The organism is Kitasatospora sp. NPDC058046 (genome assembly GCF_042885595.1).
In the GTDB taxonomy this organism is placed as follows: Bacteria; Actinomycetota; Actinomycetes; order Streptomycetales; family Streptomycetaceae; genus Kitasatospora.
Window position 1 is genome coordinate 61,089 of sequence record NZ_JBHVRS010000034.1, and the last position, 25,354, is coordinate 86,442.

Sequence of the window (25,354 nt, forward strand, 5' to 3'; positions counted from 1 at the left end):
CGACATGGCAGAGGTCCTCTTCGATCGGTTTCCCGGGCACCGGGTCGAGGTGCTCGGCGGTGAGGTGGCCGTCGAGCCGCTGCCCGACGGGCGCCACCGCGAGATCCTCTCCGACGTGATGAAGGCCTGCTTCGAGGCCGGGCTGGAAGGCGGGGACACGGAAGTCCTCCAGCGGCTCGCGATCTGGCTGCCGACCGGGCCGGACGACTTCGCGATGCCGGATCTGTCGATCGTCGAGGCGGTGAGCGACGACCGGATGGTCACGTACAACTGCTACGACCCGAAGATCTTCCGCCTCGTCCTCGAAGTGACATCGGCGGCGTTGTGCAGTGACGTCACCAGGAAGCCCGCCGCCTACGCGCTGGCCGGGGTGCCGACCTACGTGGTCGTGGACCGGGTCGAGCAGCAGGTGCTGGTGCTGACCGATCCCGTGCGGGGCGAGTACCGGGAGCGGGTCGTACGCCGTCCCGGGCAGGTGGTCGGGTTGCCCGGGACGGCGGTGACGCTGCCGGTGTCGGAGCTGGTCGCCTAGACCGCCGCCGGGAGGGTCAGCCTCCCGTCGTGGACCTCGGCGATCTGGTCGACGGCCGTCAGGTGGGTGCGGTCGTGGGTGACCAGGACGGTGGCGGTGGCCCGGCGGTGGGTGAGGTCGGTGATCAGGTCGAGGACGGCGGCGCCGCGTTCGTGGTCGAGGGCGCTGGTGGGTTCGTCGACCAGCAGGACGGTGGGGTCGTTCATCAGCGCGCGGGCGATGTTGACCCGCTGGCGCTGCCCGCCGGAGAGCTGGTGCGGCCGGCGGGCGGCCTGGTCGCGCAGGCCGACGGCGTCGAGGAGTTCCAGGGCGCGGGGGAGCGCGCCGCGCGGGGGGCGGCCGTCGAGGTGGGCCATCACCTGCAGCTGCTCCACGGCGGTGAGCGAGGGCAGCAGGTTGGCCTGCTGGAAGACGATGCCGATCCTGGTGCGGCGCAGCGCGGTGAGGTCCGCCCGGCTGAGGCCCGTGGTGTCGGTGCCGTCGACGACGACCTGCCCGGAGTCCGGGGTGATCAGGGTGGCGGCGACCGCGAGCAGGCTGGACTTGCCGGAGCCGGAGGGGCCGACGACGGCGGTGAGCGTGCCCTTGGGGACGGTCAGCGAGACCTCGTCGAGTGCCGTGAGCCGGCCGTCGCCGTCCGGGTAGGTGAGGGTGATGCGGTCGAGGACAAGACTCATCGGGCGCTCCCGAGGGCGGTCAGCGGGTCGACGGAGGTGATCCGGCGGATGGACAGGGCCGCGCCGATCGCGCCGAGGGCGATCATGACGGCGGCGGGCAGCAGGACGGTCGGGGCGTCCAGGACGAAGGGGACGGCGGAGCCGATCAGCGCGCCGAAGCCGGACGCGATCGCGGTGCCGACGACCGTGCCGAGCAGCAGCAGGAGGACGGCCTGGCCGAGGGCGTCGCGCAGCAGGTAGCGGGTGGAGGCGCCGAGGGCCTTGAGGACGGCGATGTCGCCGCTGCGCTGGATCGTCCAGACGGTGAAGAACGCGCCGATCACCAGGGCCGAGATGGCGAACAGGAAGCCGCGCATCAGCTGGAGGGAGCCGTTCTCGGAGGTGTAGGAGCCGATCGCGGCGAGGGCGTCGTCGCGGGTGCGGGTCTCGGTGCCGTGGCGGGCGTCGGCGGCGGCCAGGTCGGCGCCCTTGGCGGTGTCGAGCGCGATGACGGTGGCGTGGCCGGCGCCGCCGGGGGCGGCCTGCTGCCAGTCGCCGAGGCTGGTCCAGATCACCGGGGTGTGGCTGTACGCGGCGTCGCCCTCGACGGCGGCGACCCGCAGCGGGTGGCCGGCCAGGGTGAAGTCGGCGCCGGGGGCGAGGCCGCCCAGGTTCTCGGCGGCGGTCCTGGACAGTACGGCCTGGCCGGGGGCGATCCGGCCGCCCTGCGGGGCGAGTGCGGAGCCGTCCGGGACGCCGAAGGCGGAGAGCGCGGCGGTGCGCTGTCCGGCGGCGGCCTTGGTGGTGGTGATGCCGATCGGCTGGGCGGAGGTGACGCCGGGCTCGCGGGCCCAGGCCTGCCACTGGTCGGGGGTGACCTGGGAGTCGGTGAAGGAGAGCTTCTGCCCGTCGGCCGGCTTGCCGAAGACCAGGTGGTCGGCGGGCAGGCCGGTGATCGCGGAGATGTTCTGCCGGCCGAGCCCGGCGGTCAGCCCGGACAGCAGGCCGACCAGCACGGTGATCAGCACGATGACGGTTCCCATCAGGGCGAACCGCCCCTTGGCGAACCTCAGGTCCCTCCAGGCGACGAACACGACGGGGCCTTCCTCTGGACAGGTGGTTTCGACACTTCCACCGTCCTGGACGGAAGGGGGCCGGGGCATCGCGCCGGGGATTGCATCCTGGGCATCAAAGGGGAGAGCCCGAGTTCAACCTTTTGATTGATGCCGGGTGCCGGGCTAGGAACTTAGGCTGGACGGATGGCGACCGAACGATCCAGAACCACCCCCGTCGCCCGCGTCCTCCAGGTCTGCCTGCACCTGCTCGTGGCGGGCCTGCTCGCGCTCGCCGTCGCCCGGGCCGTCCTCGTCGACCGGGGCGGCGATCCGGCCGCCGTCGCCGCCGCGGCCACCGCGATGGCCGCCGTCTACACCGTCGGGCCGCAGCTGGCCGCCGTGCGCCGCTCCCGGCGGGCGGCCGCGCTCTGGCTGGCGCTGCTCGGCGTCACCTGGGCGGGCGTGCTGATCACCACCCAGGACGGCGTCTGGCTGGCCTTCCCGCTGTACTTCCTGGAACTGCACCTGCTGGGGCGGCGCGGCGGGCTGGTCGCCGTCGGGCTGACCGCCGCCGCGTCGATCGCCGCGTGGTCCTGGCACCAGCACAGCTTCAGCTTCGCCGCCTCGATCGGGCCCGCGCTCGGCGCGGCCGTCGCCACCGCCACCGTGCTCGGCTACCAGGCGCTGTACCGGGAGAGCGAGGAGCGCCGCCGGCTGATCGACGAGCTGACCGCCGCCCGCGCCGACGCCGCCGCCGCCCACCACGCGGCCGGGGTGCTGGCCGAGCGGGAGCGGCTCGCCCGGGAGATCCACGACACCCTCGCACAGGGCCTCAGCTCCATCCAGCTGCTGCTGCGGGCCGCCCAGCGGGCCCTGCCGGAGCGCACCGAGACCGCCGCCGGGTACGTCGAGCAGGCGCGGCAGGCCGCCCAGGACAACCTGGACGAGGCCCGCCGGTTCGTCCGGGCGCTCACCCCGCCCGCGCTGGACGGCGACCCGCTGCCGGTCGCGCTGGAGCGGCTGTGCGCGACGACGACGGCGCAGAGCGGCCTGCCGGTGAAGCTGCACGTCTCCGGCGCCCCGGTCCGGCTGCCGGCCGCGGAGGAGGTCGCGCTGCTGCGGATCGCGCAGTCGGCGCTCGGCAACACCGTCCGGCACGCGGGGGCCGCGCGGGCCGAGGTGACACTCAGCTACATGGAGGGCGAGGTGGCACTGGACGTGTACGACGACGGGGCCGGGTTCGACCCGGCGGCGGTCGCCGGCCGCACCGGCGGGGACGGCGGCTTCGGGCTGCCGTCGATGCGGGCCAGGGCGCGGGCGCTCGGCGGCGGCTTCACGGTGGAGTCGGCGCCCGGGCAGGGCACGACGGTGGCGGTGCAGCTGCCGGTCACCCCGGAGGCCGGCCAGTGATCCGGCTGCTCATCGCCGACGACCACCCGGTGGTGCGGGCCGGGCTGCGGGCCGTGCTGGAGTGCGAACCGGACTTCGCCATCGTGGCGGAGGCGGCCACCGCCGAGCGGGCCGTCGAACTGGCGGCCGAGCCGGGCGTGGACGTGGTGCTGATGGACCTCCAGTTCGGGCCGGGATCGGCCATGAACGGGGCGCAGGCCACCGCGGCGATCACCGCCCGGGCGGGCGCGCCGCGGGTCCTGGTGGTCACCACGTACGACACCGACGCGGACACCCTGCCCGCCCTGGAGGCGGGCGCCACCGGCTACCTGCTGAAGGACGCGCCGCCGGAGGAGCTGGCCCAGGCCGTCCGGGCCGCCGCGGCGGGGCGCAGCGCGCTGGCGCCCAGCGTGGCGGACCGGCTGCTGGAACGGATGCGGACGCCCGCGGCGGCGCTCAGCGCCCGGGAGACCGAGGTGCTGGGGCTGGTCGCGGACGGGCTGACCAACCAGCAGGTCAGTCAGCGGCTGCACCTGAGCCAGGCCACGGTGAAGTCCCATCTGGTGCACATCTACACCAAGTTGGGCGTGGACTCGCGCACGGCGGCGGTGCGCGAGGCACGGCGGCTGGGGCTGATCCGCTGAGCGTAGGGTGGGGGTGTTCCGTGCCCGTGGCAGCGTGAGGAGCGCCTGATGACCGTCCGTCTCGACGAGCTCGCCGTACCGGTGATCGCCGCCCCGATGGCGGGCGGGCCCTCGACGCCCGAACTGGCGGCGGCGGTGAACCGGGCCGGCGGGCTCGGGTTCCTGGCCGGCGCCCTCAAGGCCGCCCAGGCGATGGCCGAGCAGATCGCGGCGGTACGGAAGTCGACCGACCGGCCGTACGGGGTGAACCTCTTCGTGCCGGGCACGCCCGGGGACGCGGCGGCCGTCGCGGCGTACCGGGAGCGGCTGCGCCCCGAGGCCGAGCAGTGGGGCGTGACCCTGCCGGAGGAGATCGGGCCGGACCGCGACGACTGGGAGGCCAAGCTCGCCCTCCTGCTCGCCGACCCGGTGCCGGTGCTCTCGTACACCTTCGGGCTGCCCACGGCCGAGGAGGCGGCGGCGGTGCGGGCGGTCGGCACGACCCAGGTCGCCACCGTCACCACGCCCGAGGAGGCGCGGGCGGCGCAGGCCCTCGGGATGGACGCGCTGTGCGTGCAGGGCCCGGAGGCGGGCGGCCACCGGGGCACCCACCGGGTGACGGACCGGCCCGGGGAGCTGCCGCTGCTCGAACTGCTGCCCGCCGTACGGGAGGTGACGGCGCTGCCGCTGATCGCCGCGGGCGGACTCGGCGACGGCGCGGCCGTCGCGGCGGCACTGCGGGCGGGGGCGGTGGCGGTGCAGTTGGGCACGGCGCTGCTGCGTTCGGACGAGTCCGGCGCCTCGGCCGCCCACCGGGCGGCGCTCGTCGAACTCCCGGAGACGGCCGTCACCCGCGCCTTCACCGGCCGCCCGGCCCGCGGCCTGCGCAACGGCTTCATCGACCGCCACGGCCCGTACGCCCCGCCCGCCTACCCCGAGGTCCACCACCTCACCGCCCCCCTCCGCGCCGCCGCCGCCCGCCGCGGCGACACCGACGCCATGCACCTCTGGGCCGGCACCGCCCACCACCTGGCCCGCACCGGCCCGGCGGAGACGATCGTCGCCGACCTGTGGCAGGCGGCGCGGGGGTAGCGAGCCGGGGGCGCGCAGGACTCGGCGTGTTGTCCCCCGCAGGGGTGGATTGAGCGGGAAAGCGCGCGGTAACGTATAAGGAACAACTTAATTTGGGTCCATGTGGGAGATCACACTCATCGGTCCGGTGAACGACTGGTTCCTGGACATCGCTGTCAAGGACCCGGATACGGCCGACCAGATCGCCGACGCGATCGAATTGCTCGCCAGAAGGGGGCCGCTGCTCGGGCGCCCGCTGGTGGATCGGATTCATGGCAGCACGTTGCACAACCTGAAGGAGCTCCGGCCCGGCTCGGCGGGGCGCTCCGAGGTTCGAATGCTCTTCGTCTTCGATGTCGAGCGGGAGGCCGTCATCCTGGTCGCCGGCGACAAGAACGGGGAGTGGTCCCGGTGGTACGACATCAACATCCCGCTGGCGGAGGCTCGCTATGAGCAGTACGTCGAGGAGAAGGACAAGGGAGCGTGAGCATGAAGGGTCGTAGCTGGACCGAGGTGTGGGCCGAGGCGCAGCGGATCAACCCCTGGCTGGCCTCGCCGGAGGCGGAGGCCGACCGGGCTCGGATCCGAAAGGAGAACCTGGCCCGGATCCGCGGCTACGAGCTGGCCGAGATGCGGAAGTCGGCCAACCTCACCCAGAAGGAGGTGGCGGCGCTGATGGGAGTGAGTCAGGCGCGGGTGTCCCAGATCGAGCACGGGCAGGTGGACAGCCTGGACAACCTGCGGGCGTATTCGGCGGCGATCGGCGGCGAGGTCGAGGTGATGATCCGGCGGGGGGAGCGGACGATCAAGGTGGCTTGACCGTCCGCTCCTGGCGGCCTCCTCAGGAGAGCAGGGTCGCCATCCAGGACTCGACGTCGGTGGCGGTCCTCGGGAGGGCGCCGGACATCAGGTGGGCGCCGTCGGGGGTGATGACGAGGTCGTCCTCGATGCGGATGCCGAGGCCGCGGAGTTCGGCGGGGAGGGTCTCGTCGTCGGGCTGGAGGTAGAGGCCGGGTTCGACGGTGAGGACCATGCCCTCCTCCAGGGTGGCGTCGAGGTAGCGGTCGGCGCGGGACTTGGCGCAGTCGTGGTAGTCGAGGCCGAGCATGTGGCCGCTGCCGCAGAGGGTGTAGCGGCGGTAGAGGCCGTTGTCCTCGGCGAGGGCCTCTTCGGCGGAGACGGGCAGGACGCCCCAGTCGGCGAGGCCTTCGGCGATGACCCGCATGGCGGCGCGGTGGAAGTCGCGGAACCGCGCGCCCGGGCGGAGGGTGGCGATGCCGGCGCTCTGGGCGGCGAGGACGAGGTCGTAGGCCTGGCGCTGGATCGGGGTGAAGGTGCCGCTGAGCGGCAGGGTGCGGGTGATGTCGGCGGCGTAGAGGGTGTCGGTCTCGACGCCGGCGTCCAGCAGGAGGAGGGAGTTCGGGTCGAGGGCGCCGTCGTTGCGGATCCAGTGCAGGACGCAGGCGTGGGCGCCGGAGGCGGCGATGGTGGTGTAGGAGGTGCCGTTGCCCTCGGCGCGGGCGCGCAGGTCGAAGACGCCCTCGATCCAGCGTTCGCCGCGGTGGTGGCGCAGTGCGGTGGGCAGGGCGCGGACGACGTCCTCGAAGCCGGTGGTGGTGTGGTCGACGGCCAGTTGCAGCTGTCCGATCTCCCATTCGTCCTTGACCAGGCGCAACTCGGAGAGGACGGCGGCGAGTTCGCCGTCCCGCCGGCCGTCGGCGGGCCGTCCGGTGGCCTCGTCGACGAGCGGGTCGGTGCCGGCCAGGACCCGGGTGGGGGGCTGGGGGCCGGTGAGCAGTTTGCCGAGGTCGTCGAGGTGTTCGGTGCGTACGCCGGTGAGTCGGGCGGCTTCGGCGAGGTCGGGCCGGGAGCCGACCCAGAACTCGCCGTAGCGGCGGTCGCGGTAGAACTCGCCGCCGTCGCGCGGTGAGCGCGGGCGCAGGTAGAGGACGGGTTCGTGGCCTTCGGGGCCGGCCGGTTCGAGGACGAGGACGTGGTCGGCCTGGTCCTCGCCGGTGAGGCCGGTGAGCCAGACGTACGCGCTGTGCGGGCGGAAGCGGTAGTCGAGGTCGTTGCAGCGGACCTTGAGCCGGCCGGCCGGGACGATCAGCCGTTCGCCGGGGAAGGCGGCGGAGAGCCGGGCGCGGCGGCCGGGGAAGCGGTCGTGGCCGGGGACGCGCCGGTCGGCGGGGAGCGGGGTGGCGGCCCAGCTGGTGGCCATGAAGGAGGCGAGGGCGGGGGAGACCGGGAGGTCGTGGCTCCCGGTGTTGAGGCCGGTCGGGGGAAGGGTCACCGGTGAACTCCTTGGCGGGGCGGGGGAGATGCTGGCACGGACACAGCTCGGTAACGGGAGCCGTCACCTCTTGTGCAGTGCAATTTCACATTACTATGTTACGGGTCACACAGCGCAGCGGCCAGATCCGGCGGATCGGGCCCCCCACAGCGGAGTTGCAACATGACCAGGCGCACCCACGCCGCCCTCGCGGCGGCCCTCGCGGCGACCCTCACCCTCGGCCTCGGGGCCTGCTCCAACGACAAGAGTGACGGCGGCAGCGACGCCGCCCCCTCCGACGGCAAGGGCCCGGGCGCCGCGTCCGGCTCGGTCATCGGCGGCACCCCTGCCAAGGGCGGCACCCTCACCGTCCTGACCAACCAGGACTTCGCCCACCTCGATCCGGCCCGCAGCTGGGTGGTGCCGCACATGGACTTCGGCACCCGGCTGATCTACCGCACCCTGACCACCTTCAAGGCCGAGCCGGGCGCGGCGGGCAGCGAGATCGTCCCGGACCTCGCCACCGACCTCGGCAAGTCCTCCGACGGCGGCAAGGTGTGGACCTTCACCCTCAAGGACGGCCTCAAGTACGAGGACGGCTCGCCGATCAAGGCCGCCGACATCAAGTACAACGTCGAGCGGTCCTTCTCCCCGGACCTCACCGGCGGCCCCGACTACGCGATCCAGTACCTGGCCGGCGGCGAGAACTACAAGGGCCCGCTGAACGGCGAGCACCTGGCGAGCATCGAGACCCCGGACGACAAGACGATCGTCTTCCACCTGAAGCGCCCGGTCGCCGAGTTCTCCTCCACCGTCTCGCTGCCGACCTTCTCCCCGGTGCCGCAGTCCCAGGAGAAGGGCACCCAGTACGACGCCCGGCCGTTCTCCTCCGGCCCGTACAAGATCGAGACCTACGACCGCGGCAAGCAGCTGGTGCTGGTCCGCAACACCAACTGGGACCCGGCCACCGACACCGTCCGCAAGGCCTACCCGGACAAGGTCGTGGTCACCGAGGGCATCAAGGGCGGCCAGGCCGACGACCGGATCATCGCCAGCGACGGCGCCGACGCCAACGCGATCAACATGCCGTGGATGGCGCACGAGACCGTCGCCAAGGTGCTGCCCAAGCCGGACGTCAAGTCCCGCATGGCCGCCGAGGTCACCGGCTGTACCGACATGCTGTACATGAACACCTCCAAGGCCCCCTTCGACGACCCGAAGGTGCGCGAGGCGATGATGTGGGCGGTCGACCGCGAGGGGCAGGTGACGGCCTTCGGCGGCCCGGCGATGGCCGACGTGGCGACCTCCTACCTGCCGCCCTCGCTGACCGGCGGCGTCAAGTCCGACCCGCTGAAGGTCCCGGCGGCCGGTGACCCGGAGAAGGCCAAGAAGCTGCTCCAGGAGGCGGGCAAGAGCGACCTCAAGGTCTCGCTCACCGTCTCGCTCGGCGACAAGAGCCGCGCCGAGGCGATCCAGCAGTCGCTGTCCAAGGCCGGGGTCCAGGTCACCATCAACACCACCGACCCGTCCGCCTTCCAGGACACCGTCGGCGACATCAAGAACGCCCCCGACCTGACCATCAGCGGCTGGTGCCCCGACTACCCCTCCGGTGCGACCTTCCTGCCGTTCCAGTTCGACGGCCGCACCATCAAGGAGAAGGGCAACCAGGGCAACCTGAGCCAGTTCAAGGACCAGGCCACGATGGACCGGATGGACCAGATCGCGGCCATGACGGACGTCAACGAGGCCAACAAGGCCTGGCAGCAGCTGGACCAGGACCTGGCGAAGAAGGCCCCGGCCGTCCCGCTGATCTGGCAGCGCCGCCCCCTGCTGGTCGGCACCAACGTGGCCGGCGCCTTCGGCAACCAGGGCTACGCCGGGATGCTCGACCTGGGTGCCATCGGCCTCAAGGACCCCGCCAAGGGCAAGTGAGGGGCCGGCAGCGATGAGTACCACCACTGAGCCCGCCGCCGTGGCCGACGCCACGGCGGGGGGCGCCAAGAAGAGTGCCGGGCGCGGGCCCTGGCGGCTGGTCTGGGACCAGCTGTGGGCCAAGGGCTCGGCCCGGTTCGGGCTGATCACCGTCGGCGTGCTGATCCTGGTCACCGCGCTGGCCGGACCGCTCAGCGCCCTCGGCGGCTGGACCCCGGAGGAGTTCGACAAGCGCGCCGTCGATCCGTACCTGGGCGGCGTGCCCCGGGGCGACTTCGGCGGCATCAGCGCCCGGCACTGGCTGGGCGTCGAGCCGGGCAGCGGCCGCGACCTGTTCGCCCGGGTGCTGCACGGCGGTCAGGTGTCCCTGCTGATCGCGTTCACCGCGACCGCCGTGGTCGTGATCGCCGGCACCCTGGCCGGCATCGCGGCGGGCTACTTCGGCGGGCGCGTCGACACCCTGCTGTCCCGGCTGATGGACCTCACGATGTCCTTCCCCTCGCTGATCTTCATGATCGCGATGATGTCGGTGGCCAAGGACGTCAACCGGATCCTGCTGATCACCCTGGTGATCGGGCTGTTCACCTGGCCCGGCATCGCCCGGGTGGTGCGCGGCCAGACCCTCTCGCTCAAGCACCGCGAGTACGTCGAGGCCGCCAAGGTCGGCGGGGCGCGCTCCTGGCGCATCCTCACCCGCGAGATCCTGCCGAACGTCTCCGGCCCGATCATCGCCTACACCACCCTGCTCGTCCCCGGCATGATCGCCACCGAGGCCGCGCTCAGCTACCTCGGCGTGGGCGTCCGCCCGCCGACCGCGTCCTGGGGCCAGATGATCGCCGAGAGCATCGTGCACTACGAGACCGACCCGACCTACTTCCTGATCCCGACCGCCTTCCTGTTCGTCGCCGTGCTCGCCTTCACCCTGCTCGGCGACGCGCTGCGCGACATCCTCGACCCCCGGGGAGGCCGGTCGTGATCCTCTACCTCGGCCGCCGGCTGCTCGGCGTGGCGGGCATCCTGCTCGCCATCTGCGCCATCACCTTCACCATCTTCTACCTGCTGCCCAACGACCCGGCAGCGGCCGCCTGCGGCAAGACCTGCAGCCCCGAGCGGCTCGCCGACGTCAAGTCGGCGATGGGCCTGGACAAGCCGGTCTGGGACCAGTTCCTCGCCTACCTCGGCGGCATCTTCGCCGGCCGCGACTACGGCTCCGGCCCCAGCGCGGTGCACTGCGGCTTCCCCTGCCTCGGCTACTCCTACGAGTACGGGCTGCCGGTCTGGGACCTGCTCACCGACCGGCTGCCGGTCTCCATCTCGCTGGCCCTCGGCGCGGCCGTGCTCTGGCTGGTCCTCGGCCTCGGCGCGGGCGTCACCTCGGCGCTGCGCAAGGGCAGGCCGATCGACAAGACCCTGATGGTGCTGTCCGTCGGCACCGCCTCGCTGCCGGTCTACTTCACCTCGATCATGCTGATCTGGGGCCTGGTCAGGACGGCCGGCGTGCTGCCCTACCCCTCGTACCACAAGTTCACCGAGAACCCCTTCGCATGGGGCTCCAACCTGCTGCTGCCGTGGATCGCGCTGGCCCTGCTGTACGCGGCCATGTACGCCCGGCAGAGCCGCAACTCGATGATCGAGGCGATGGCCGAGCCGTACATCCGCACCGCCCGGGCCAAGGGCCTGCCGCCGCGGACGGTCACCGTCAAGCACGGGCTGCGCTCCGGGATGACGCCGATCCTGACCATCTTCGGCATGGACCTCGGCGGCCTGCTGGCCGGCGCGGTCATCACCGAGTCGATCTTCGGTCTGCCCGGCGTCGGCCGGCTGTTCTACGACGGGCTGGCCCGTTCCGACCAGCCCGTGATCCTCGGCGTCACCCTGCTCGCGGCCTTCTTCATCGTCGCGGCGAACCTGCTGGTCGACCTGCTCTACGCGTTCGTCGACCCGAGAGTGAGGTACTGATGACCAGGCTGTTGGAGGTCGAGGACCTCAAGGTCGCCTTCGACACCCCGCGCGGCACCGTCCGCGCGGTGGACGGGATCTCCTTCGCCGTCGAGGCCGGTCGCACCCTCGGGCTGGTCGGCGAGTCGGGCAGCGGGAAGTCCGTCACCTCGCTCGCCGTCATGGGCCTGCACCGCGGCGCCGCCGTCACCGGCTCGATCCGGCTGAACGGGCAGGAGCTGAACGGGCTCGGGGAGCGGGAGCTGGGCACCGTCCGGGGCCGCCGGATCGCGATGATCTTCCAGGACCCGCTGTCCAGCCTGCACCCCTTCTACACCGTCGGGGAGCAGATCGCCGAGCACTACCGGGTGCACTTCAAGGCCAACCGCAAGGCCGGGCGGGCCAAGGCGGTGGAGATGCTGGCCGAGGTCGGCATCCCGGAGCCGGCCCGCCGGGTCGACGAGTACCCGCACCAGTTCTCCGGCGGCATGCGCCAGCGCGTCATGATCGCCATGGCGCTCGCCTGCGAGCCCGAGCTGCTGATCGCCGACGAGCCCACCACGGCGCTCGACGTCACCGTCCAGGCGCAGATCCTCGACCTGATCGCCCGGATCCAGCAGGAGCGCGGCCTCGGCGTCGTGATGATCACCCACGACCTCGGCGTGGTCGCCCGGGTCGCCCACGAGGTGCTGGTCATGTACGGCGGCCGGGCCGCCGAACAGGCCCCGGTGGACCGGCTGTTCGCGCAGCCCGCGCACCCGTACACGCGCGGCCTGCTGGACTCGCTGCCGCGCCTGGACGACACCGACGACGCCCCGCTGCGCGCCATCCCCGGCAGCCCGCCGTCGCTGATCGCCCCCGCCCCCGGCTGCTCCTTCGCCCCGCGCTGCGCCCGCACCACCGCGGCGTCCGCCGAGGAGCACTCCCGCTGCCTGGCCGAGCGCCCCGTGCTCGACCGGCTCGCCCCCGGCCACCAGGCCGCCTGCCACCTGCCGCTGGTGCCGGAAGGGGTGCTGTGATGACCACACCGTCGACGAAGGACGCGGCCGGACCGCTGCTGTCCGTACGGGACCTGGTGAAGACCTTCCCCGGCCGGCGGAGCCGCACCGGGCGCCCCGGTGCGCCGGTCCGGGCGGTGGACGGGGTGAGCTTCGACGTCGGGGCGGGCGAGACGCTCGGCCTGGTCGGCGAGTCCGGCTGCGGCAAGTCCACCACCGGGCGGATGATCGTCCGGCTGCTCGACCCGACCTCGGGCACCGTCACCTTCGACGGCACCGAGATCGGCGGGCTCTCCCAGGCCCGGCTGCGGCCGCACCGGCGCGACCTCCAGATGGTCTTCCAGGACCCGTACTCCTCGCTCAACCCCCGGCAGACGGTGGCCCGGATCATCTCCGAGCCGCTGCTCGTCCAGGGCGAGAGCGCGGCGGCCGCGCGCAAGCGGGCCGCCGAGCTGATGGAGCTGGTCGGGCTGATCCCCGAGCACCTGGACCGCTACCCGCACGAGTTCTCCGGCGGCCAGGCCCAGCGCATCGGCATCGCCCGCTCGCTGGCCACCTCGCCGCGGCTGGTGATCGCCGACGAGCCGGTCTCCGCGCTGGACGTCTCCATCCAGGCCCAGGTGGTCAACCTGATGGAGCGGCTCCAGCAGGAGCTCGGGCTGGCGTACGTGTTCATCGCGCACGACCTCTCGGTGGTCAAGCGGGTCTGCGACCGGGTCGCGGTGATGTACCTGGGCCGGATCGTGGAGATCGGCGACAAGGCCGAGGTGTACGGCAGCCCCGCGCACCCGTACACCAGGGCGCTGCTGTCCGCCGTCCCGCTGCCCGACCCGGAGGCGGAGCGCACCCGGGAGCGGATCGTGCTGCTCGGCGACCCGCCGAGCCCGGCCGACCCGCCGCCCGGCTGCACCTTCCACCCGCGCTGCCCGAAGGCCCAGGACCTGTGCCGGACCGAGCGGCCGCTGCTGCGGATCGCCGGGCCCGGCGAGCGGCAGGCGGCCTGCCACTTCCCGGAGGTCTGAGCCGCACAAGCCCCCGGTCGGACGCGGCGGGGAACCCTGCGAGGGCCGCGTCCGGCCGGGTTCCAACCCCTTCCCCGCCCACGCGTCGACGGCGTCCCACGCGCCGATGGCATCTCACCCGTCGACGGCGCCTCACTCCTCGACGGGCAGCAGGCCCTCCTCCGGCAGCAGCCGGCGGGGGCCCGGCCCCTCGGCGGCCAGCTCGTCCCCCGGGTTGAGCACCCGGCAGCGGCGCAGCGACACGCAGCCGCAGCCGATGCAGCCGGTCAGCTCGTCCTCCAGCCGCTCCAGCTCGGCCCGGCGGGCGCGCAGCTGCTCGGCCCAGCGCCGGGAGATGCGCTCCCAGTCGTGCTTGCCGGGCATCCGGTCCTCGGGCAGGCCGGTGAAGACCTCGGCGACCTCGGAGAGCGGGATGCCGAGCCGCTTGGCGACCAGGATGAGCGAGATCCGGCGCAGCACGTGCCGCCGGTAGCGCCGCTGGTTGCCGGCCGTGCGCTCGGAGGAGATCAGCCCCTGGTCCTCGTAGAAGCGCACCGCCGAGGTGGCGATCCCGGCCCGCCGGGCCACCTCCCCGACGCTCAGCAGGTCGACCGGCGCGGTGGTCATGGCGACTCCTCGGTTCCTTCGGCTTCCTTGACTTCAAGTTCCCTTGAAGTCCTAGCGTACCGGACGTGACCGAATCATCTGCCGTAGTGACCGACACCTCCCCTGCTGAGCAGGGCAGTTACGCACCGGAGTCGCAGTCCGCCGGGGCCGCCGCCGGGTGGCGCGAACTCTTCTCCCGCCGGTACGCCGCCCCCGCCTCGATCCTGGCCGGCGGCGTCGCGCTGTACGCGATGAACCTCTACTTCACCGCCGCGCTGATGCCCTCGATCGTCGCCGACATCGGCGGCGAGCGGTACTACGCGTGGGTGGCCACCGGCTTCCTGATGGCCGCCGTGATCGCCTCGATGCTGGTCAGCCGGCTGCTGGAGCGCCTCGGCGCCGCCCGGGCCTACGTCCTGGGCTTCCTGGTCTTCGGCGCCGGCGCCGTGGTCAACGCGCTCAGCCCGTCGATGGCGGCGCTGATCCTCGGCCGGGTGGTGCAGGGCCTCGGCGGCGGGCTGGTGGCCGGGCTCGGCTACGCGGTGATCCGCAGCGCCCTGCCGGAGCGGCTGTGGACCCGCGCGGCCGGACTGGTCTCCGCGATGTGGGGCGTCGGCACCCTGGTCGGGCCGTCGCTGGGCGGGCTCTTCGCCCAGCTCGGCGCCTGGCGCGGGGCGTACGTCCTGCTGCTGGCCGCCGCGCTGGTGCTGGCGGTGCTGGCCCGCCGGGTGCTGCCCGGGCGCTCCGGCACGGGTCGGGGCGGCGGCCCGGTGCCGCTGCCCTCGCTGCTGCTGCTCACCCCGGCGGCGGCCGTCTTCAGCGTCAGCTCGACCGTGCCGTCCGGCTGGCCGACGGCGCTCTGCCTGCTCGCCGGACTGGCGCTGCTGGTGGGCTTCGCGGTGGTCGAGCGGCGCTCGGCGGCGACGGTGCTGCCGCGGCAGACCTACCGGCCCGGCAACCCCCTGAAGTGGCTCTACCTGACCGTCGCGGTGCTCTGCGCGGGCGTGGTGACGGAGAACTTCATCCCGCTGTTCGGCCAGCAGCTGGGCGGCCTCGGCCCGCTGGTGGCCGGCTTCCTCGGCGCCGCCACCTCGGCCGGCTGGACCGCCGCCCAGCTGTTCAGCGTCGGCATCGAGTCGGCCCGCGGCCGGGCCCTGGCGATCCGGGTCGCCCCGTTGGTGCTGGTCGGCGGCCTGCTGGTGTACGGGCTGTCGCAGACCGGGCACGCCTCCGGGCTCCGGGTGCTGCTCTGGGCGGTGGCGCTGTTCGCCGCCGGCACCGGGATAGGCCTGGCCTTCCCGCACCTGAGCGTGGCCGCGATGCGCAGCAGCAGCGACCCGGCCGAGGGCGGCAAGGCGGCCGCGGCGATCAACACCACCCAGCTGATCGCCTTCTCGGTGACCTCGGCGCTGGCCGGCACCCTGGTCAACCTGGGCGGGGACAGCCCGGTCGACTCGGCCCGGTACATGACCTTCGGGATCGCCGCGATCACCGTCCTGGGGGTGGTCACCGCCGCGCGCACCGCGCGCAGCCTGGGGCGCTGACCCCGGGTACCCGGCTAGCCTCGGGCGCATGAGCAGGCCCCGGATCCCTTTTCGTCGGGGGGATCCGGGGCCCTTCACGTACCGGTCAGGAGGCCGGGCCCACCCGGACGGTGGTGATCCTGCCGCCCTGGGACTCCCGGACGACCTCGATCTTGGTGTTGGTGTCCGGCACCTTCACCGTCAGCTGCGGCGTGGCCGGGTCGCCGTACACCCCGGTGCGGTCGTTGAAGACCGGGACGGCCGGCTTCGACGGGACGCGCACCGCGACGCCGCCCTTGTGCAGGGTGAACGCCGTGGTCGGCTTGAGCGAGAAGGTCGCGTCGTAGGTCTGCGCCCGCCCGTTGACCAGTGTCCCGTCGGCGAAGCGGATCGGCGCCGGACGGGCGTCGATCGGCAGGATCAGTCCGCCGCCGGGGTGGTCCTTGGTGTTGTTGTCACCGTACGAGGTGTCCCACAGCCAGATCAGGACGCCCTCCTGGTACGGGTAGTTGTCCACCACGTTGGCCTTGCCCGCGACGCCGCTGTAGCCGAAGTTGTACGGGCCGGTCTTCAGGAACTCGCCGTAGCCGGTGTAGCGGCGGTTCTCGGCGAGGTACGCGCGCGGGTGCTGCTTGACGGCGGTGCGGCCGTCGATGACCGTGAAGCCGCCGGCCGTCCAGCCGTTCGCGCCGTTCTCGGCGCCGTCGGCGAACAGCACGGCGGCGCCGGCGGTGGCCTTGACGGCGTCCACCAGCACGCCCCGGCCGTGGGTGTTGCCGTCCGAGGTGACGTGGAAGCGCAGCCGGACCTGCTGGCCGAGGTAGCCGTCCAGCGGGATGTGCAGCTGCTTGTAGCTGCCGGAACTGCCGCTCAGGCCGGGGGTGTTGGCGCTGGTGTTGCCGATCGGGGCGCCGTCCACGGTGCCGCCGAGGGAGGTCCAGTGCTTGCCCTGGTCGGTGGAGGCCTCGACGGTCAGGAAGTCGTAGTCCTGCTCGGTGTCGTACCAGACCGCCGCGTCCAGGGCGGCCGGGCCGGCGGCGGTGCGCAGGTCGACGTCCCGGGCCAGGGAGTTGTCGAGGTTGTCGCCGGTGTCGCTCCACCACTGCCGGCCGCCCTCGTACGGGTCGGCGAGGTCGGTGCGGGTGGTGCCGTCCGGCAGGTGGACCAGGACGGCCTGGGCCTGGTCGGTGTTGTAGCTGCTCACCCCGAGCGCGTGGGTGGAGCGGGTGGCGGCCTGCGCCTCGTCGTAGTCGAGCCAGCCGAACTGCAGCTTGCTCCAGGCGTCGAGGTCGCCGGGGTAGCCGCCGGTGGTGTTCGGACCCTTGCCCAGGTAGGAGCCGGAGGACATCAGCGACCAGAAGTTGACGCTGTTGTCACCGCCGTTGGTGGGGTACAGGTCGGGCAGGCCGAGGTTGTGGCCGAACTCGTGGGCGAACAGGCCGACGCCGCTGTTCTCGCCCGCCTGGACGTAGTCGTAGACGTACAGGCCGGTGTCGCCGACGGGGGCGCCGCCGATCTTGTTGCCCTCCGGGCCGGTCTGCCCGGTCGCGTCCGGGAAGGTCCAACTGCGGTGCGCCCACAGCGCGTCGGCGCCCTGGGCGCCGCCGCCCCAGGTCTCGTCCACGCCCGCGTGCACCACGACGACGTTGTCCAGGTAGCCGTCCGGCTGGGCGAACTCGCCGTTCTTGTCGTGGTCGTAGCGGTCGTAGACGTCGTACTGGGCGAGCTGCGCCTTGATGTCGGCGGCGGAGCGGCCCTTGGCGACCTCGCCGTCGTACCAGGCCTTCACGGCGTCCCGGATGAACTCCTGGCCCTGGGTCCAGGCGCCGGAGCCCTGCGGGCCCTTGTTGCTGCCGTAGCGGGCCTCGTTGTACGGGACGGTGACCCAGTCGCTGACGGTGCCCTCGACGTCGTACCGGCCGGAGGACTGGGTGCGGTAGTAGTTGCGCATCGACACCGCGCCGGGCGTGTCGTCGAAGAACATCTTCTGGTAGTAGCCGCGGTCGAAGTCCTGTGACCACAGGGTGTGGTTGTCGTCCTTGCCCGGCTTGGGGATCTGGTTGTGGGCCGGGCCGGGGGTGCCGCCGTAGCGGGGCTGGCCGTTCCACTGGGTGGTGTTGTCGACCTGGTCGCCGAACTGGGCGAGGATCACGAAGACCTTGTCCGTGCGCTGGTGCGCGAGCTGGACGTAGTCGTTGCCGACCTTCACCTTCGCCGGGGCCCGCTTGCCGGCGGCCTTGGCGACGGTGCCCTTGTTGAGCTGCTCCAGGGCCTTGCCGCGCAGCGCCTGGCGCTCGCGCTCCTGGGGCGCGAGCGGGGCCGGCGGGGCCTCGGCGCCCTGTTGGGCGTCGGCGGACGCGGCGGCGAGGGCGGTGGGGGTCGGGGGTGCGGCCTGGGCGGGGGTGCCCAGCAGGGTGGCCGCTATCGCACTCGTGGTGAGTGCGGCGGCGAGGGCCGCGGACAGTCTGCGCAACTGACCGGTCCTTTCCGGGGGATGGGGGTGCCTCGGTCATCGGTAGGTGAAGCGCAGGTAATATTTCACATGTCACGGGTTACGTGAAAGAGGTGTGCGGCAAGCGGAAGGGCGCCGCACCCGGGGGTGCGACGCCCTTCGACTGCCGGGCCGTCACCCGGCGGCCCCGACGCTGCTGCGGATCATCCCAAGGAGGCCCGCAGGAAGGCGAGTTCGGCCTGGGCCAGCTGCTCCAGCAGCCCGCCCGGGGTCATGTGGGTGGCGCCGGGCAGCGGCAGCACGTTGTGCGGGCGGCCGGCCCGGGTGAGCGCCTGGGAGAGCAGCAGGGTGTGCGAGGGGTGGACGTTGTCGTCGGCCAGCCCGTGGATCAGCAGCAGCGGCCTGCTCAGGCCGGGCGCGTCGGGGAGCAGGCAGTCGTCGGCGTAGCCCTCCGGGTTCTCCTGCGGCAGGCCGAGGTAGCGCTCGGTGTACGCGGTGTCGTAGAGCCGGAAGTCGGTGGGCGGGGCGCCCGCGCAGGCGGCGTGGAAGACGTCCGGGCGGCGCAGCACGGCGAGCGCCGCGAAGTAGCCGCCGTACGACCAGCCGCGCACGCCGACCCGGCCGAGGTCGAGGTCCGGGTGCCGCTCGGCGAGCGCGTGCAGCGCGTCGACCTGGTCGTCCAGCGCCACCTGGGACATCCGCCGGAAGATGGTGCGGGAGAAGTCCGGGGAGACGAACGGGGTGCCGCCGTTGTCGACGGTGACCACCGCGAAGCCCTGGTCGGCCCACCACTGCTTGAGCTGCCAGCGGCGCGGCTCGGCGGCCACCGCCTGGTAGCCGGGCCCGCCGTAGACGTCCAGCAGGACGGGCAGCCGGGTGCCGGGGACGTGGCCGCGCGGGTACACCACGGCGCTGGGCAGGGCGCGTTCGGTGACCCGGGCGAGCCGCGGCTCCACCCGGTGGGGCAGCGGCTCGCTGAGGTCGGTGAGCGCCAGCTCGTGGCCGTCGCGGCTGATGACGCGCCGGACGCCGTCGGCGGTGGCCGAGGTGAGCAGCAGGGTGTCGGCGGCGGCGAGCGCCGAGTGCAGGCCGGGGCCGGAGGCGAGCGGCTCGGGTGCGCCGCCGTCCGGGTCGACCAGGTGGACGTACTGGTCGAACGGGTCGCCCTCGCCGGTCTCGCAGAGCAGCCGGCCGTGCAGCCGGCCGACGACCCGGCGGATCTGCAGGCCGGTGGTGTCCAGCGGCTTGCCGTCGAGCGCGAGGCCGCGGGCCTGCGGGGTGTCGTGGACGGTGAGCAGCCGGCCGTCGGCCAGCCGGGCGGGGGTGCCGGGCAGGTCGTCCACCCAGAACTCGTCGGTGGTGCGGGAGAGTTCGGCGGTGTCACCGGTGGCCGGGTCGGCGCTCAGCAGCAGCACGTTCTGCTGCAGGCGGTCGGCGACGGTGAGCAGCACCTCGTCGGTGGAGGCCCAGGAGGCGGCGCAGAGGTACGGGAACTCCTCGGTGTCCCAGCGCAGTCGGACCCGGGTGCCGTCGAGGCCGAGCACCCAGAGCTGGACGTCCGCGTTGGGGCCGCCGGCCTGCGGGTAGGCGAAGTCCTCGGGGGTCTCGCCGGGGTGCGCCGGGTCGGCGAAGTACCGGCGGGGGACGGCGGATTCGTCGACCCGGGCGGCCAGCAGCGCGCCGCCGTCCGGGCGCCACCAGTGGCCCCGGTGGCGGCCGAGCTCCTCGGCGGCGGCGAACTCGGCGACGCCCCAGCGGGCGCCGTCGGCGGGGGAGAGCGGTTCGAGGCCGGGGGTGACGTACAGGGCGTCCTCGGCGACGTAGGCGACGCGCTGTCCGGTGGCGTCCGGCCTGGGGTCGAACGCGGGCCCGGCGACCGGGAGTTCGTCGCTGGTGCCGGCGGTGGTGTCGGTGCGGAACAGCCGGCCGTCCAGGGTGAAGACGGCGGTGGCGAGGTCGGCGGTGGCGGCGTACGTGCCGATCCCGGCGGCGACCAGCCGGCTGCGCTCGCGCAGGCGGCGCTCGACGACGGGCAGGTCGTCGCGCCGGCCGGTGCGGCCGGGCAGCAGCGCGGCCGGGTCGGCGACCAGCCGCTCCTCGCCGGTGGCGGTGTCGAGCAGGTGGAGGCGGTCGACCGGATCCTCCGGACCGCTGGAGCGGAGGAGCAGCAGCCGGGTACCGTCCTCGGCGAAGGTGTACGCACGCGGCGCGCCGAAGGTGAACCGACCGGTACGGGCGCTGAGGGCAAGGAAGGCGTCGGTGATGGTCACGGCCCGATGGTGGTCGCGCGGTGTGTGTCCCGACCAGTAGTCTGTCATGTGAAATGTCACACACCAGTGTGCGCCAGTGAGCGGAGGAAACCGTGATCGAGGACCTGCGGACCGTCGAACCCCCGGCGCCACTGCCCGCCGCCGACGGGCTGTTCAGCGTGTCGCCGCGGACCGCGCACCTGAACCACGGCTCCTTCGGCGCGGTGCCCGTCCCCGTCCAGCGGGCGCAGGACCGGCTGCGCACCGAGCACGAGCAGGACCCGGACGGCTTCTTCGCCGACCTCCCGTCCCGGATCGCCGCCGCCCGCGCCCTGATCGCCGCCGAACTCGACGCCGACCCGGACCGGCTCGCGCTCGTCTCCAACGTCACCGAGGCGGTCGCGATCGCCCTCGACAGCATCCCGTTCGCGCCCGGCGACCGGATCCTGGTCACCGACCACGGCTACGGCGCGGTGACCCAGGCCGCCGCCCGCAAGGCCGCCGAGACCGGCGCCGAACTCGTGGTGGCCCCCGTCCCGCTGGACGCCCCCGACGAGCAGGCCGTCCGGGAGGCGGTGCTCGCCGCCGTGGACGGCCGCACCACCGTCGCCGTCCTGGACCAGCTGACCTCGCCCACCGCCCGCCTGGTCGCCGGCCCCGCCCTGCTCGCCGACCTGCGCGCCCGCGGCGTGACCACCGTGGTGGACGGCGCCCACGCCCCCGGCATGCTGCCCGCCCCGATCGACCCGAACGCCGACTTCTGGTTCGGCAACCTGCACAAGTGGGCCTTCGCCCCGCGCGCCACCGGGGTGCTCGCCGTCCGCCCCGAGTGGACCGGCCGGGTGCGCCCGCTGGCACTGTCCTGGGAGCACGACAAGGGCTTCCCGGGCAACGTCGAGTGGCGCGGCACCTGCGACTACACGCCCTGGCTGGCCGCCCCGGCCGGCTTCGAGCTGCTGCGCGGCCTCGGCCACCCGGCGGTGGCCGCCCACAACACCGCCCTCGCCGCGTACGGCCGCCATGCGCTGACCGAGCGGGCCGGCCTGGCGCCGCTGCCCGCGACGCCCGGGGTGTGGATGCGCACCGTCCGGTTGCCGGCCGGGTACGGCGAGACCGAGCCGCAGGTGAAGGCGCTGATGGCCGAGGTGTGGCACCGGTTCGGCACCCGGATCGCCGTCCGCCCCTGGGCCGGCGGCGGGGTGCTGCGGGTCAGCGCGCAGCTGTACAACCGGCCGGAGGAGTACGAGCGGCTGGCGGACGGGCTGGCGGAGCTGCTGAAGGGCTAGGCGCGGCGGGTCTCCCCGGGCCGGTCCGGTCTTTCCCGGGCTTCCCCGGGTCGGTCCGGGCTCTCCTGGGTCGGCCCGGGGTCAGACCTCCAGCGCGAGTGCGATCTGGGTGAGCCGGTGGCGGGCCATCGCCAGGTTGGAGCGGCTGCGGTGGAGCGCGAGGAAGAGGAAGAGTCCGCGTGCCCCGGGCGCCGTGAGCGGCCGGACCAGGTGGTACTGGTGGGTCAGCGTGGTCAGGATGTCCTCGATCTCGACGTCGTGCAGGTTGAGCATCTCCATCGTGCGCATCTTGGCGCGGACCACGTCGGTGTTGCCCGCCGCGGCGACGTTCAGGTCCAGCTCGGCGCCGTCCCCCAGGGTGCCGAGGGCCATGCCGCTGCCGCAGTCGACCAGGGCGACGCCGATCGCGCCCTCGATCGCCATGGACTCCTTGAGGGACGTCTCCAGGTTCGCCATCGTGGCGGTCCTCCCGTGTCGTGGTGGCTGGGACGACGACGGTAGGGAGCCGTCACCGGCCTCCACCAGGAATGACCGGAGACGATCGGGTCTGACTCCGTCCCGATCACTTGAAGACATTTGCAACTATGGATCTGAGAGGGAACTGATCCCGGGAGTGTGCCGAGGGAGTGAATCCGTCGCACGGAAAAACGGTGCTATCGATGTCAGTCCACCCGGGTAACCTCTCGCTGAGATGCGAGATCACACCAATCACACCCGGACGGCGATGAACACCCCCGATCCAGAGCCCCAGGACGACCAGGAGCTCAGCCCCGCCGAGGCGTACGCGGCCAGCCGTCGCCGGGCGCAGGAGCAGGCCACCGCCCTGTACGGCTTCCAGCAGCTGTACGACTTCCCGCTGGACGACTTCCAGCTGGAGGCCTGCGAGACGCTGGAGGCCGGCTCCGGCGTCCTCGTCGCCGCCCCCACCGGCTCCGGGAAGACGATCGTCGGCGAGTTCGCCGTGCACCTGGCCCTGGCCGCGGGCCGCAAGTGCTTCTACACCACGCCGATCAAGGCGCTCTCCAACCAGAAGTACGGCGACCTGGTCAAGCGCTACGGCGCCGCCAAGGTCGGCCTGCTCACCGGCGACAACACCGTCAACGGCGACGCACCCGTGGTGGTGATGACCACCGAGGTGCTGCGCAACATGCTCTACGCGGGCTCCAGCACCCTCGACGGCCTCGGCTACGTCGTGATGGACGAGGTGCACTACCTCGCCGACCGCTTCCGCGGCGCCGTCTGGGAGGAGGTCATCATCCACCTCCCCGAGTCGGTCACCCTCGTCTCGCTCTCCGCGACCGTCTCCAACGCCGAGGAGTTCGGCGACTGGCTGGACACCGTGCGCGGCGGCACCAAGGTGATCGTCTCCGAGACCCGCCCCGTGCCGCTGTGGCAGCACGTGATGGCCGGCAACCGGATGTACGACCTGTTCGCCGACCCGGACCGCGACGGCCGCCCCAAGCACAGCCTGAAGAACCCCGGCAAGGCCGTCAACCCCGAACTGGTCCGGCTCGCCCGCTCCGAACTCGACCGCAACCCGCGCGACCGCTTCGGCCGCGGCCGGGGCCGCTCGATGCCCAACGGCCGTCCCGGCCGGGTCTGGACGCCGGGCCGGGTGGACGTCATCGACCGGCTCGACGCCGAGGGCCTGCTGCCCGCGATCACCTTCATCTTCAGCCGGGCCGGCTGCGAGGCCGCCGTCCAGCAGTGCCTCAGCTCCGGCCTGCGGCTCAACAAGGACTCCGACCGCGCCCTCGTCCGGGCGTTCGTCGAGGAGCGCTGCGCCGACATCCCCGACGAGGACCTGCACGTCCTCGGCTACTTCGAGTGGCTGGACGGGCTGGAGCGCGGCATCGCCGCCCACCACGCCGGGATGCTGCCCCGGTTCAAGGAGGTGGTCGAGGAGCTCTTCGTGAAGGGCCTGGTCAAGGCCGTCTTCGCGACCGAGACCCTGGCGCTCGGCATCAACATGCCCGCCCGCTCGGTGGTCATGGAGAAGCTGGTCAAGTGGAACGGCGAGACCCACGCCGACATCACCCCCGGCGAGTACACCCAGCTCACCGGCCGGGCCGGGCGGCGCGGCATCGACGTCGAGGGCCACGCCGTGGTGCTGTGGCAGCGCGGCCTCGACCCGGAGGCGCTGGCCGGCCTGGCCGGCACCCGCACCTACCCGCTGAAGTCCTCCTTCCGGCCCTCGTACAACATGGCCGTCAACCTGGTCTCCCAGTTCGGCCGGCACCGTTCGCGCGAGCTGCTGGAGACGTCCTTCGCCCAGTTCCAGGCGGACCGCTCGGTGGTCGGCATCGCCCGCCAGGTGCAGCGCAACGAGGAGGGGCTGGAGGGCTACCGCGAGTCGATGACCTGCCACCTCGGCGACTTCGACGCGTACATGGAGCTGCGCCGCAAGCTCAAGGACCGCGAGAACGAGATGGCCCGCGAGGGCAGCAGCCAGCGCCGCGCGGCCGCCGTCGAGTCCATCGAGCAGCTCAAGCCGGGCGACGTCATCCACGTGCCCACCGGCAAGTTCGCCGGCCTCGCCCTGGTCCTCGACCCGGGCCTGCCGCCGGTCAACCGCTCCGGCCGGGGCGGCCCGCGCCACCCCGACTACCAGGACGGCCCGCGCCCGGTGGTGCTCACCGCCGAGCGGCAGGTCAAGCGGCTCGCCATGATCGACTTCCCGCACCCGGTCGTCGCCGTCGACCGGCTGCGCATCCCCAAGTCCTTCAACCCGCGCAGCCCGCAGTCCCGGCGCGACCTCGCCTCGGCGCTGCGCACCAAGGCCGGCCACCTGGAGCCCGAGCGGTTCCGGCGCGGCCGCGCGGCCGCCGCCGACGACCCGGAGATCACCCGGCTGCGCACCGAACTGCGCCAGCACCCCTGCCACGGCTGCTCCGACCGCGAGGACCACGCCCGCTGGGCCGAGCGCTACCACCGGCTGCACCGCGACACCGAACTGCTGGAACGCCGGATGCGCTCGCGCACCCACACCATCGCCCGCACCTTCGACCGGGTCTGCGGGCTGCTCACCGACCTCGGCTACCTCAGCGGGGACACCGTCACCGACGACGGCAAGCGGCTCGGCCGGCTCTACGGCGAACTCGACCTGCTCGCCTCCGAGTGCATCCGCGAAGGCGTCTGGAGCGGCCTGGCCGCCGCCGAACTCGCCGCCTGCGCCTCGGCGCTGGTGTACGAGGCCCGCCAGGCCGACGACGCCGGCGCCCCCCGGGTGCCGGAGGGCGCGGCCAAGGAGGCGCTCGGCAAGATGGTCCGGATCTGGGGCCACCTCGACGCCCTGGAGGAGCAGCACCGGATCAACACCGCCGAGGGCGTCGGCCAGCGCGAGCCCGACCTGGGCTTCGCCTGGGTCGCCTACCGCTGGGCGCTCGGCCACAACCTCGACCAGGTCCTGCGCGACGCCGACATGCCGGCCGGCGACTTCGTCCGCTGGACCAAGCAGCTGATCGACGTCCTGGGCCAGATCCAGGACGCCGCGGGCGAGGACGTCGAACTCCGCAAGACCGCCCGCAAGGCCGTCGACGGCCTCCGCCGCGGCATCATCGCCTACTCCTCCGTCGGCTGACCGCAGCACCCCCGCAAGGGCCCGCCCGCTCACCCACCCGAGCGCGCGGGCCCTTCCGCATTTCCACCTCCCTGACGACGAAGGTGGGGAAGCGCCAGGCCTTCGGCCATGGCGCTCCCCCACCCCCACCCCCACCCCCACCCCCACCCCCACCCCCACCCCCACCCCCACCCCCCCCCCCCACCCCCCAC

Annotated in this window: 21 protein-coding genes; 14 read left to right on the plus strand and 7 right to left on the minus strand. The window is 73.1% G+C overall.

The window, feature by feature from the left end:
- The first annotated feature begins 4 nt into the window (after nucleotides 1–4).
- A complete protein-coding gene (locus ACFVU7_RS41220; RefSeq protein WP_388051381.1) occupies nucleotides 5–532 on the plus strand; it encodes a Uma2 family endonuclease in 528 nt (175 codons plus the stop codon).
- Here the strand turns inward: ACFVU7_RS41220 and ACFVU7_RS41225 are convergent.
- Nucleotides 529–1,209, minus strand: coding sequence for an ABC transporter ATP-binding protein (locus tag ACFVU7_RS41225; protein ID WP_388051383.1), 681 nt, complete (start codon nucleotides 1,207–1,209; stop codon nucleotides 529–531). The two genes, ACFVU7_RS41220 and ACFVU7_RS41225, sit on opposite strands and share 4 nt — an antisense overlap.
- On the minus strand, nucleotides 1,206–2,282 hold the full coding sequence (locus ACFVU7_RS41230) for an ABC transporter permease (protein WP_388051386.1): 1,077 nt from the start codon (nucleotides 2,280–2,282) through the stop codon (nucleotides 1,206–1,208). Before ACFVU7_RS41230 ends, ACFVU7_RS41225 begins: the two co-directional genes overlap by 4 nt.
- Nucleotides 2,283–2,447: 165 nt before the next feature.
- Here ACFVU7_RS41230 and ACFVU7_RS41235 point away from each other — a divergent pair, with 165 nt between their 5' ends.
- From ACFVU7_RS41235 to ACFVU7_RS41255, 5 genes are all read left to right on the plus strand, one after another.
- A complete protein-coding gene (locus ACFVU7_RS41235; RefSeq protein ID WP_049656461.1) occupies nucleotides 2,448–3,653 on the plus strand; it encodes a sensor histidine kinase in 1,206 nt (401 codons plus the stop codon).
- Nucleotides 3,650–4,276, plus strand: coding sequence for a response regulator transcription factor (locus tag ACFVU7_RS41240; protein ID WP_049656462.1), 627 nt, complete (start codon nucleotides 3,650–3,652; stop codon nucleotides 4,274–4,276). The genes ACFVU7_RS41235 and ACFVU7_RS41240 overlap by 4 nt, the downstream gene beginning before the upstream one ends.
- Nucleotides 4,277–4,324: 48 nt before the next feature.
- Nucleotides 4,325–5,347, plus strand: coding sequence for a nitronate monooxygenase (locus ACFVU7_RS41245; protein ID WP_388051388.1), 1,023 nt, complete (start codon nucleotides 4,325–4,327; stop codon nucleotides 5,345–5,347).
- 100 nt (nucleotides 5,348–5,447) lie between these two features.
- Nucleotides 5,448–5,813, plus strand: a complete 366-nt coding sequence (locus tag ACFVU7_RS41250) for a type II toxin-antitoxin system RelE/ParE family toxin (protein ID WP_117487202.1) — start codon at nucleotides 5,448–5,450, stop codon at nucleotides 5,811–5,813.
- 2 nt (nucleotides 5,814–5,815) lie between these two features.
- Nucleotides 5,816–6,145: an XRE family transcriptional regulator gene (locus tag ACFVU7_RS41255; protein WP_117487201.1), complete on the plus strand. Its 330-nt coding sequence runs from the start codon at nucleotides 5,816–5,818 to the stop codon at nucleotides 6,143–6,145.
- 22 nt (nucleotides 6,146–6,167) lie between these two features.
- Here ACFVU7_RS41255 and ACFVU7_RS41260 read toward each other — a convergent pair whose 3' ends face one another.
- Nucleotides 6,168–7,619 carry an aminopeptidase P family protein gene (locus ACFVU7_RS41260; RefSeq protein ID WP_375876049.1) on the minus strand — a complete coding sequence of 484 codons (1,452 nt, stop codon included), beginning with the start codon at nucleotides 7,617–7,619 and terminating at the stop codon, nucleotides 6,168–6,170.
- A gap of 162 nt (nucleotides 7,620–7,781) precedes the next feature.
- On the opposite strand from ACFVU7_RS41260, the gene ACFVU7_RS41265 reads away from it, so the two are divergent.
- The 5 genes from ACFVU7_RS41265 to ACFVU7_RS41285 are packed head-to-tail and all read left to right on the plus strand — an operon-like array spanning nucleotide 7,782 to nucleotide 13,488.
- Nucleotides 7,782–9,530: an ABC transporter substrate-binding protein gene (locus ACFVU7_RS41265; protein ID WP_049651592.1), complete on the plus strand. Its 1,749-nt coding sequence runs from the start codon at nucleotides 7,782–7,784 to the stop codon at nucleotides 9,528–9,530.
- Between the two features lie 13 nt (nucleotides 9,531–9,543).
- Nucleotides 9,544–10,506, plus strand: coding sequence for an ABC transporter permease (locus tag ACFVU7_RS41270; protein ID WP_074002328.1), 963 nt, complete (start codon nucleotides 9,544–9,546; stop codon nucleotides 10,504–10,506).
- On the plus strand, nucleotides 10,503–11,489 hold the full coding sequence (locus ACFVU7_RS41275) for an ABC transporter permease (RefSeq protein WP_074002329.1): 987 nt from the start codon (nucleotides 10,503–10,505) through the stop codon (nucleotides 11,487–11,489). The genes ACFVU7_RS41270 and ACFVU7_RS41275 overlap by 4 nt, the downstream gene beginning before the upstream one ends.
- Complete coding sequence (locus ACFVU7_RS41280) at nucleotides 11,489–12,487, plus strand: ABC transporter ATP-binding protein (RefSeq protein ID WP_049651589.1); 999 nt, start codon at nucleotides 11,489–11,491, stop codon at nucleotides 12,485–12,487. Before ACFVU7_RS41275 ends, ACFVU7_RS41280 begins: the two co-directional genes overlap by 1 nt.
- The gene (locus ACFVU7_RS41285) at nucleotides 12,487–13,488 is read left to right on the plus strand and encodes an ABC transporter ATP-binding protein (protein ID WP_049651588.1); all 1,002 of its coding nucleotides are present in this window, start codon (nucleotides 12,487–12,489) and stop codon (nucleotides 13,486–13,488) included. Before ACFVU7_RS41280 ends, ACFVU7_RS41285 begins: the two co-directional genes overlap by 1 nt.
- A 132-nt stretch (nucleotides 13,489–13,620) precedes the next feature.
- On the opposite strand, the gene soxR is transcribed toward ACFVU7_RS41285, so the two are convergent.
- Entirely contained in the window at nucleotides 13,621–14,094 is a 474-nt protein-coding gene (soxR, locus tag ACFVU7_RS41290; protein WP_049651587.1) for a redox-sensitive transcriptional activator SoxR, read from the minus strand.
- Between the two features lie 65 nt (nucleotides 14,095–14,159).
- Between soxR and ACFVU7_RS41295 the strand changes: the two genes are divergently transcribed.
- The gene (locus ACFVU7_RS41295) at nucleotides 14,160–15,617 is read left to right on the plus strand and encodes an MFS transporter (protein ID WP_388051392.1); all 1,458 of its coding nucleotides are present in this window, start codon (nucleotides 14,160–14,162) and stop codon (nucleotides 15,615–15,617) included.
- Nucleotides 15,618–15,702: 85 nt separating this feature from the next.
- On the opposite strand, the gene ACFVU7_RS41300 is transcribed toward ACFVU7_RS41295, so the two are convergent.
- Both ACFVU7_RS41300 and ACFVU7_RS41305 read right to left on the minus strand, forming a co-directional pair.
- Entirely contained in the window at nucleotides 15,703–18,069 is a 2,367-nt protein-coding gene (locus ACFVU7_RS41300) for an immune inhibitor A domain-containing protein (protein ID WP_388051395.1), read from the minus strand.
- Between the two features lie 182 nt (nucleotides 18,070–18,251).
- A complete protein-coding gene (locus ACFVU7_RS41305; RefSeq protein WP_388051398.1) occupies nucleotides 18,252–20,318 on the minus strand; it encodes a prolyl oligopeptidase family serine peptidase in 2,067 nt (688 codons plus the stop codon).
- A gap of 92 nt (nucleotides 20,319–20,410) precedes the next feature.
- Here ACFVU7_RS41305 and ACFVU7_RS41310 point away from each other — a divergent pair, with 92 nt between their 5' ends.
- The gene (locus tag ACFVU7_RS41310) at nucleotides 20,411–21,583 is read left to right on the plus strand and encodes an aminotransferase class V-fold PLP-dependent enzyme (RefSeq protein ID WP_380781592.1); all 1,173 of its coding nucleotides are present in this window, start codon (nucleotides 20,411–20,413) and stop codon (nucleotides 21,581–21,583) included.
- 81 nt (nucleotides 21,584–21,664) lie between these two features.
- Here ACFVU7_RS41310 and ACFVU7_RS41315 read toward each other — a convergent pair whose 3' ends face one another.
- Nucleotides 21,665–22,039, minus strand: a complete 375-nt coding sequence (locus ACFVU7_RS41315; RefSeq protein WP_074002332.1) for a hypothetical protein — start codon at nucleotides 22,037–22,039, stop codon at nucleotides 21,665–21,667.
- 268 nt (nucleotides 22,040–22,307) lie between these two features.
- Here ACFVU7_RS41315 and ACFVU7_RS41320 point away from each other — a divergent pair, with 268 nt between their 5' ends.
- Entirely contained in the window at nucleotides 22,308–25,163 is a 2,856-nt protein-coding gene (locus tag ACFVU7_RS41320) for an RNA helicase (RefSeq protein ID WP_049651584.1), read from the plus strand.
- The last annotated feature ends 191 nt before the right edge of the window (nucleotides 25,164–25,354 follow it).

Bases quoted from the DNA above. Each gene is read 5' to 3' on its own strand.
- ACFVU7_RS41235 (WP_049656461.1), top strand. From the start codon at position 2,448: ATGGCGACCGAACGATCCAGAACCACCCCCGTCGCCCGCGTCCTCCAG.
- ACFVU7_RS41225 (WP_388051383.1), bottom strand. From the start codon at position 1,209: ATGAGTCTTGTCCTCGACCGCATCACCCTCACCTACCCGGACGGCGAC.
- soxR (WP_049651587.1), bottom strand. From the start codon at position 14,094: ATGACCACCGCGCCGGTCGACCTGCTGAGCGTCGGGGAGGTGGCCCGG.
- ACFVU7_RS41280 (WP_049651589.1), top strand. From the start codon at position 11,489: ATGACCAGGCTGTTGGAGGTCGAGGACCTCAAGGTCGCCTTCGACACC.
- ACFVU7_RS41250 (WP_117487202.1), top strand. From the start codon at position 5,448: ATGTGGGAGATCACACTCATCGGTCCGGTGAACGACTGGTTCCTGGAC.
- ACFVU7_RS41270 (WP_074002328.1), top strand. From the start codon at position 9,544: ATGAGTACCACCACTGAGCCCGCCGCCGTGGCCGACGCCACGGCGGGG.
- ACFVU7_RS41315 (WP_074002332.1), bottom strand. From the start codon at position 22,039: ATGGCGAACCTGGAGACGTCCCTCAAGGAGTCCATGGCGATCGAGGGC.
- ACFVU7_RS41220 (WP_388051381.1), top strand. From the start codon at position 5: ATGGCAGAGGTCCTCTTCGATCGGTTTCCCGGGCACCGGGTCGAGGTG.
- ACFVU7_RS41255 (WP_117487201.1), top strand. From the start codon at position 5,816: ATGAAGGGTCGTAGCTGGACCGAGGTGTGGGCCGAGGCGCAGCGGATC.
- ACFVU7_RS41245 (WP_388051388.1), top strand. From the start codon at position 4,325: ATGACCGTCCGTCTCGACGAGCTCGCCGTACCGGTGATCGCCGCCCCG.
- ACFVU7_RS41320 (WP_049651584.1), top strand. From the start codon at position 22,308: ATGAACACCCCCGATCCAGAGCCCCAGGACGACCAGGAGCTCAGCCCC.
- ACFVU7_RS41265 (WP_049651592.1), top strand. From the start codon at position 7,782: ATGACCAGGCGCACCCACGCCGCCCTCGCGGCGGCCCTCGCGGCGACC.
- ACFVU7_RS41285 (WP_049651588.1), top strand. From the start codon at position 12,487: ATGACCACACCGTCGACGAAGGACGCGGCCGGACCGCTGCTGTCCGTA.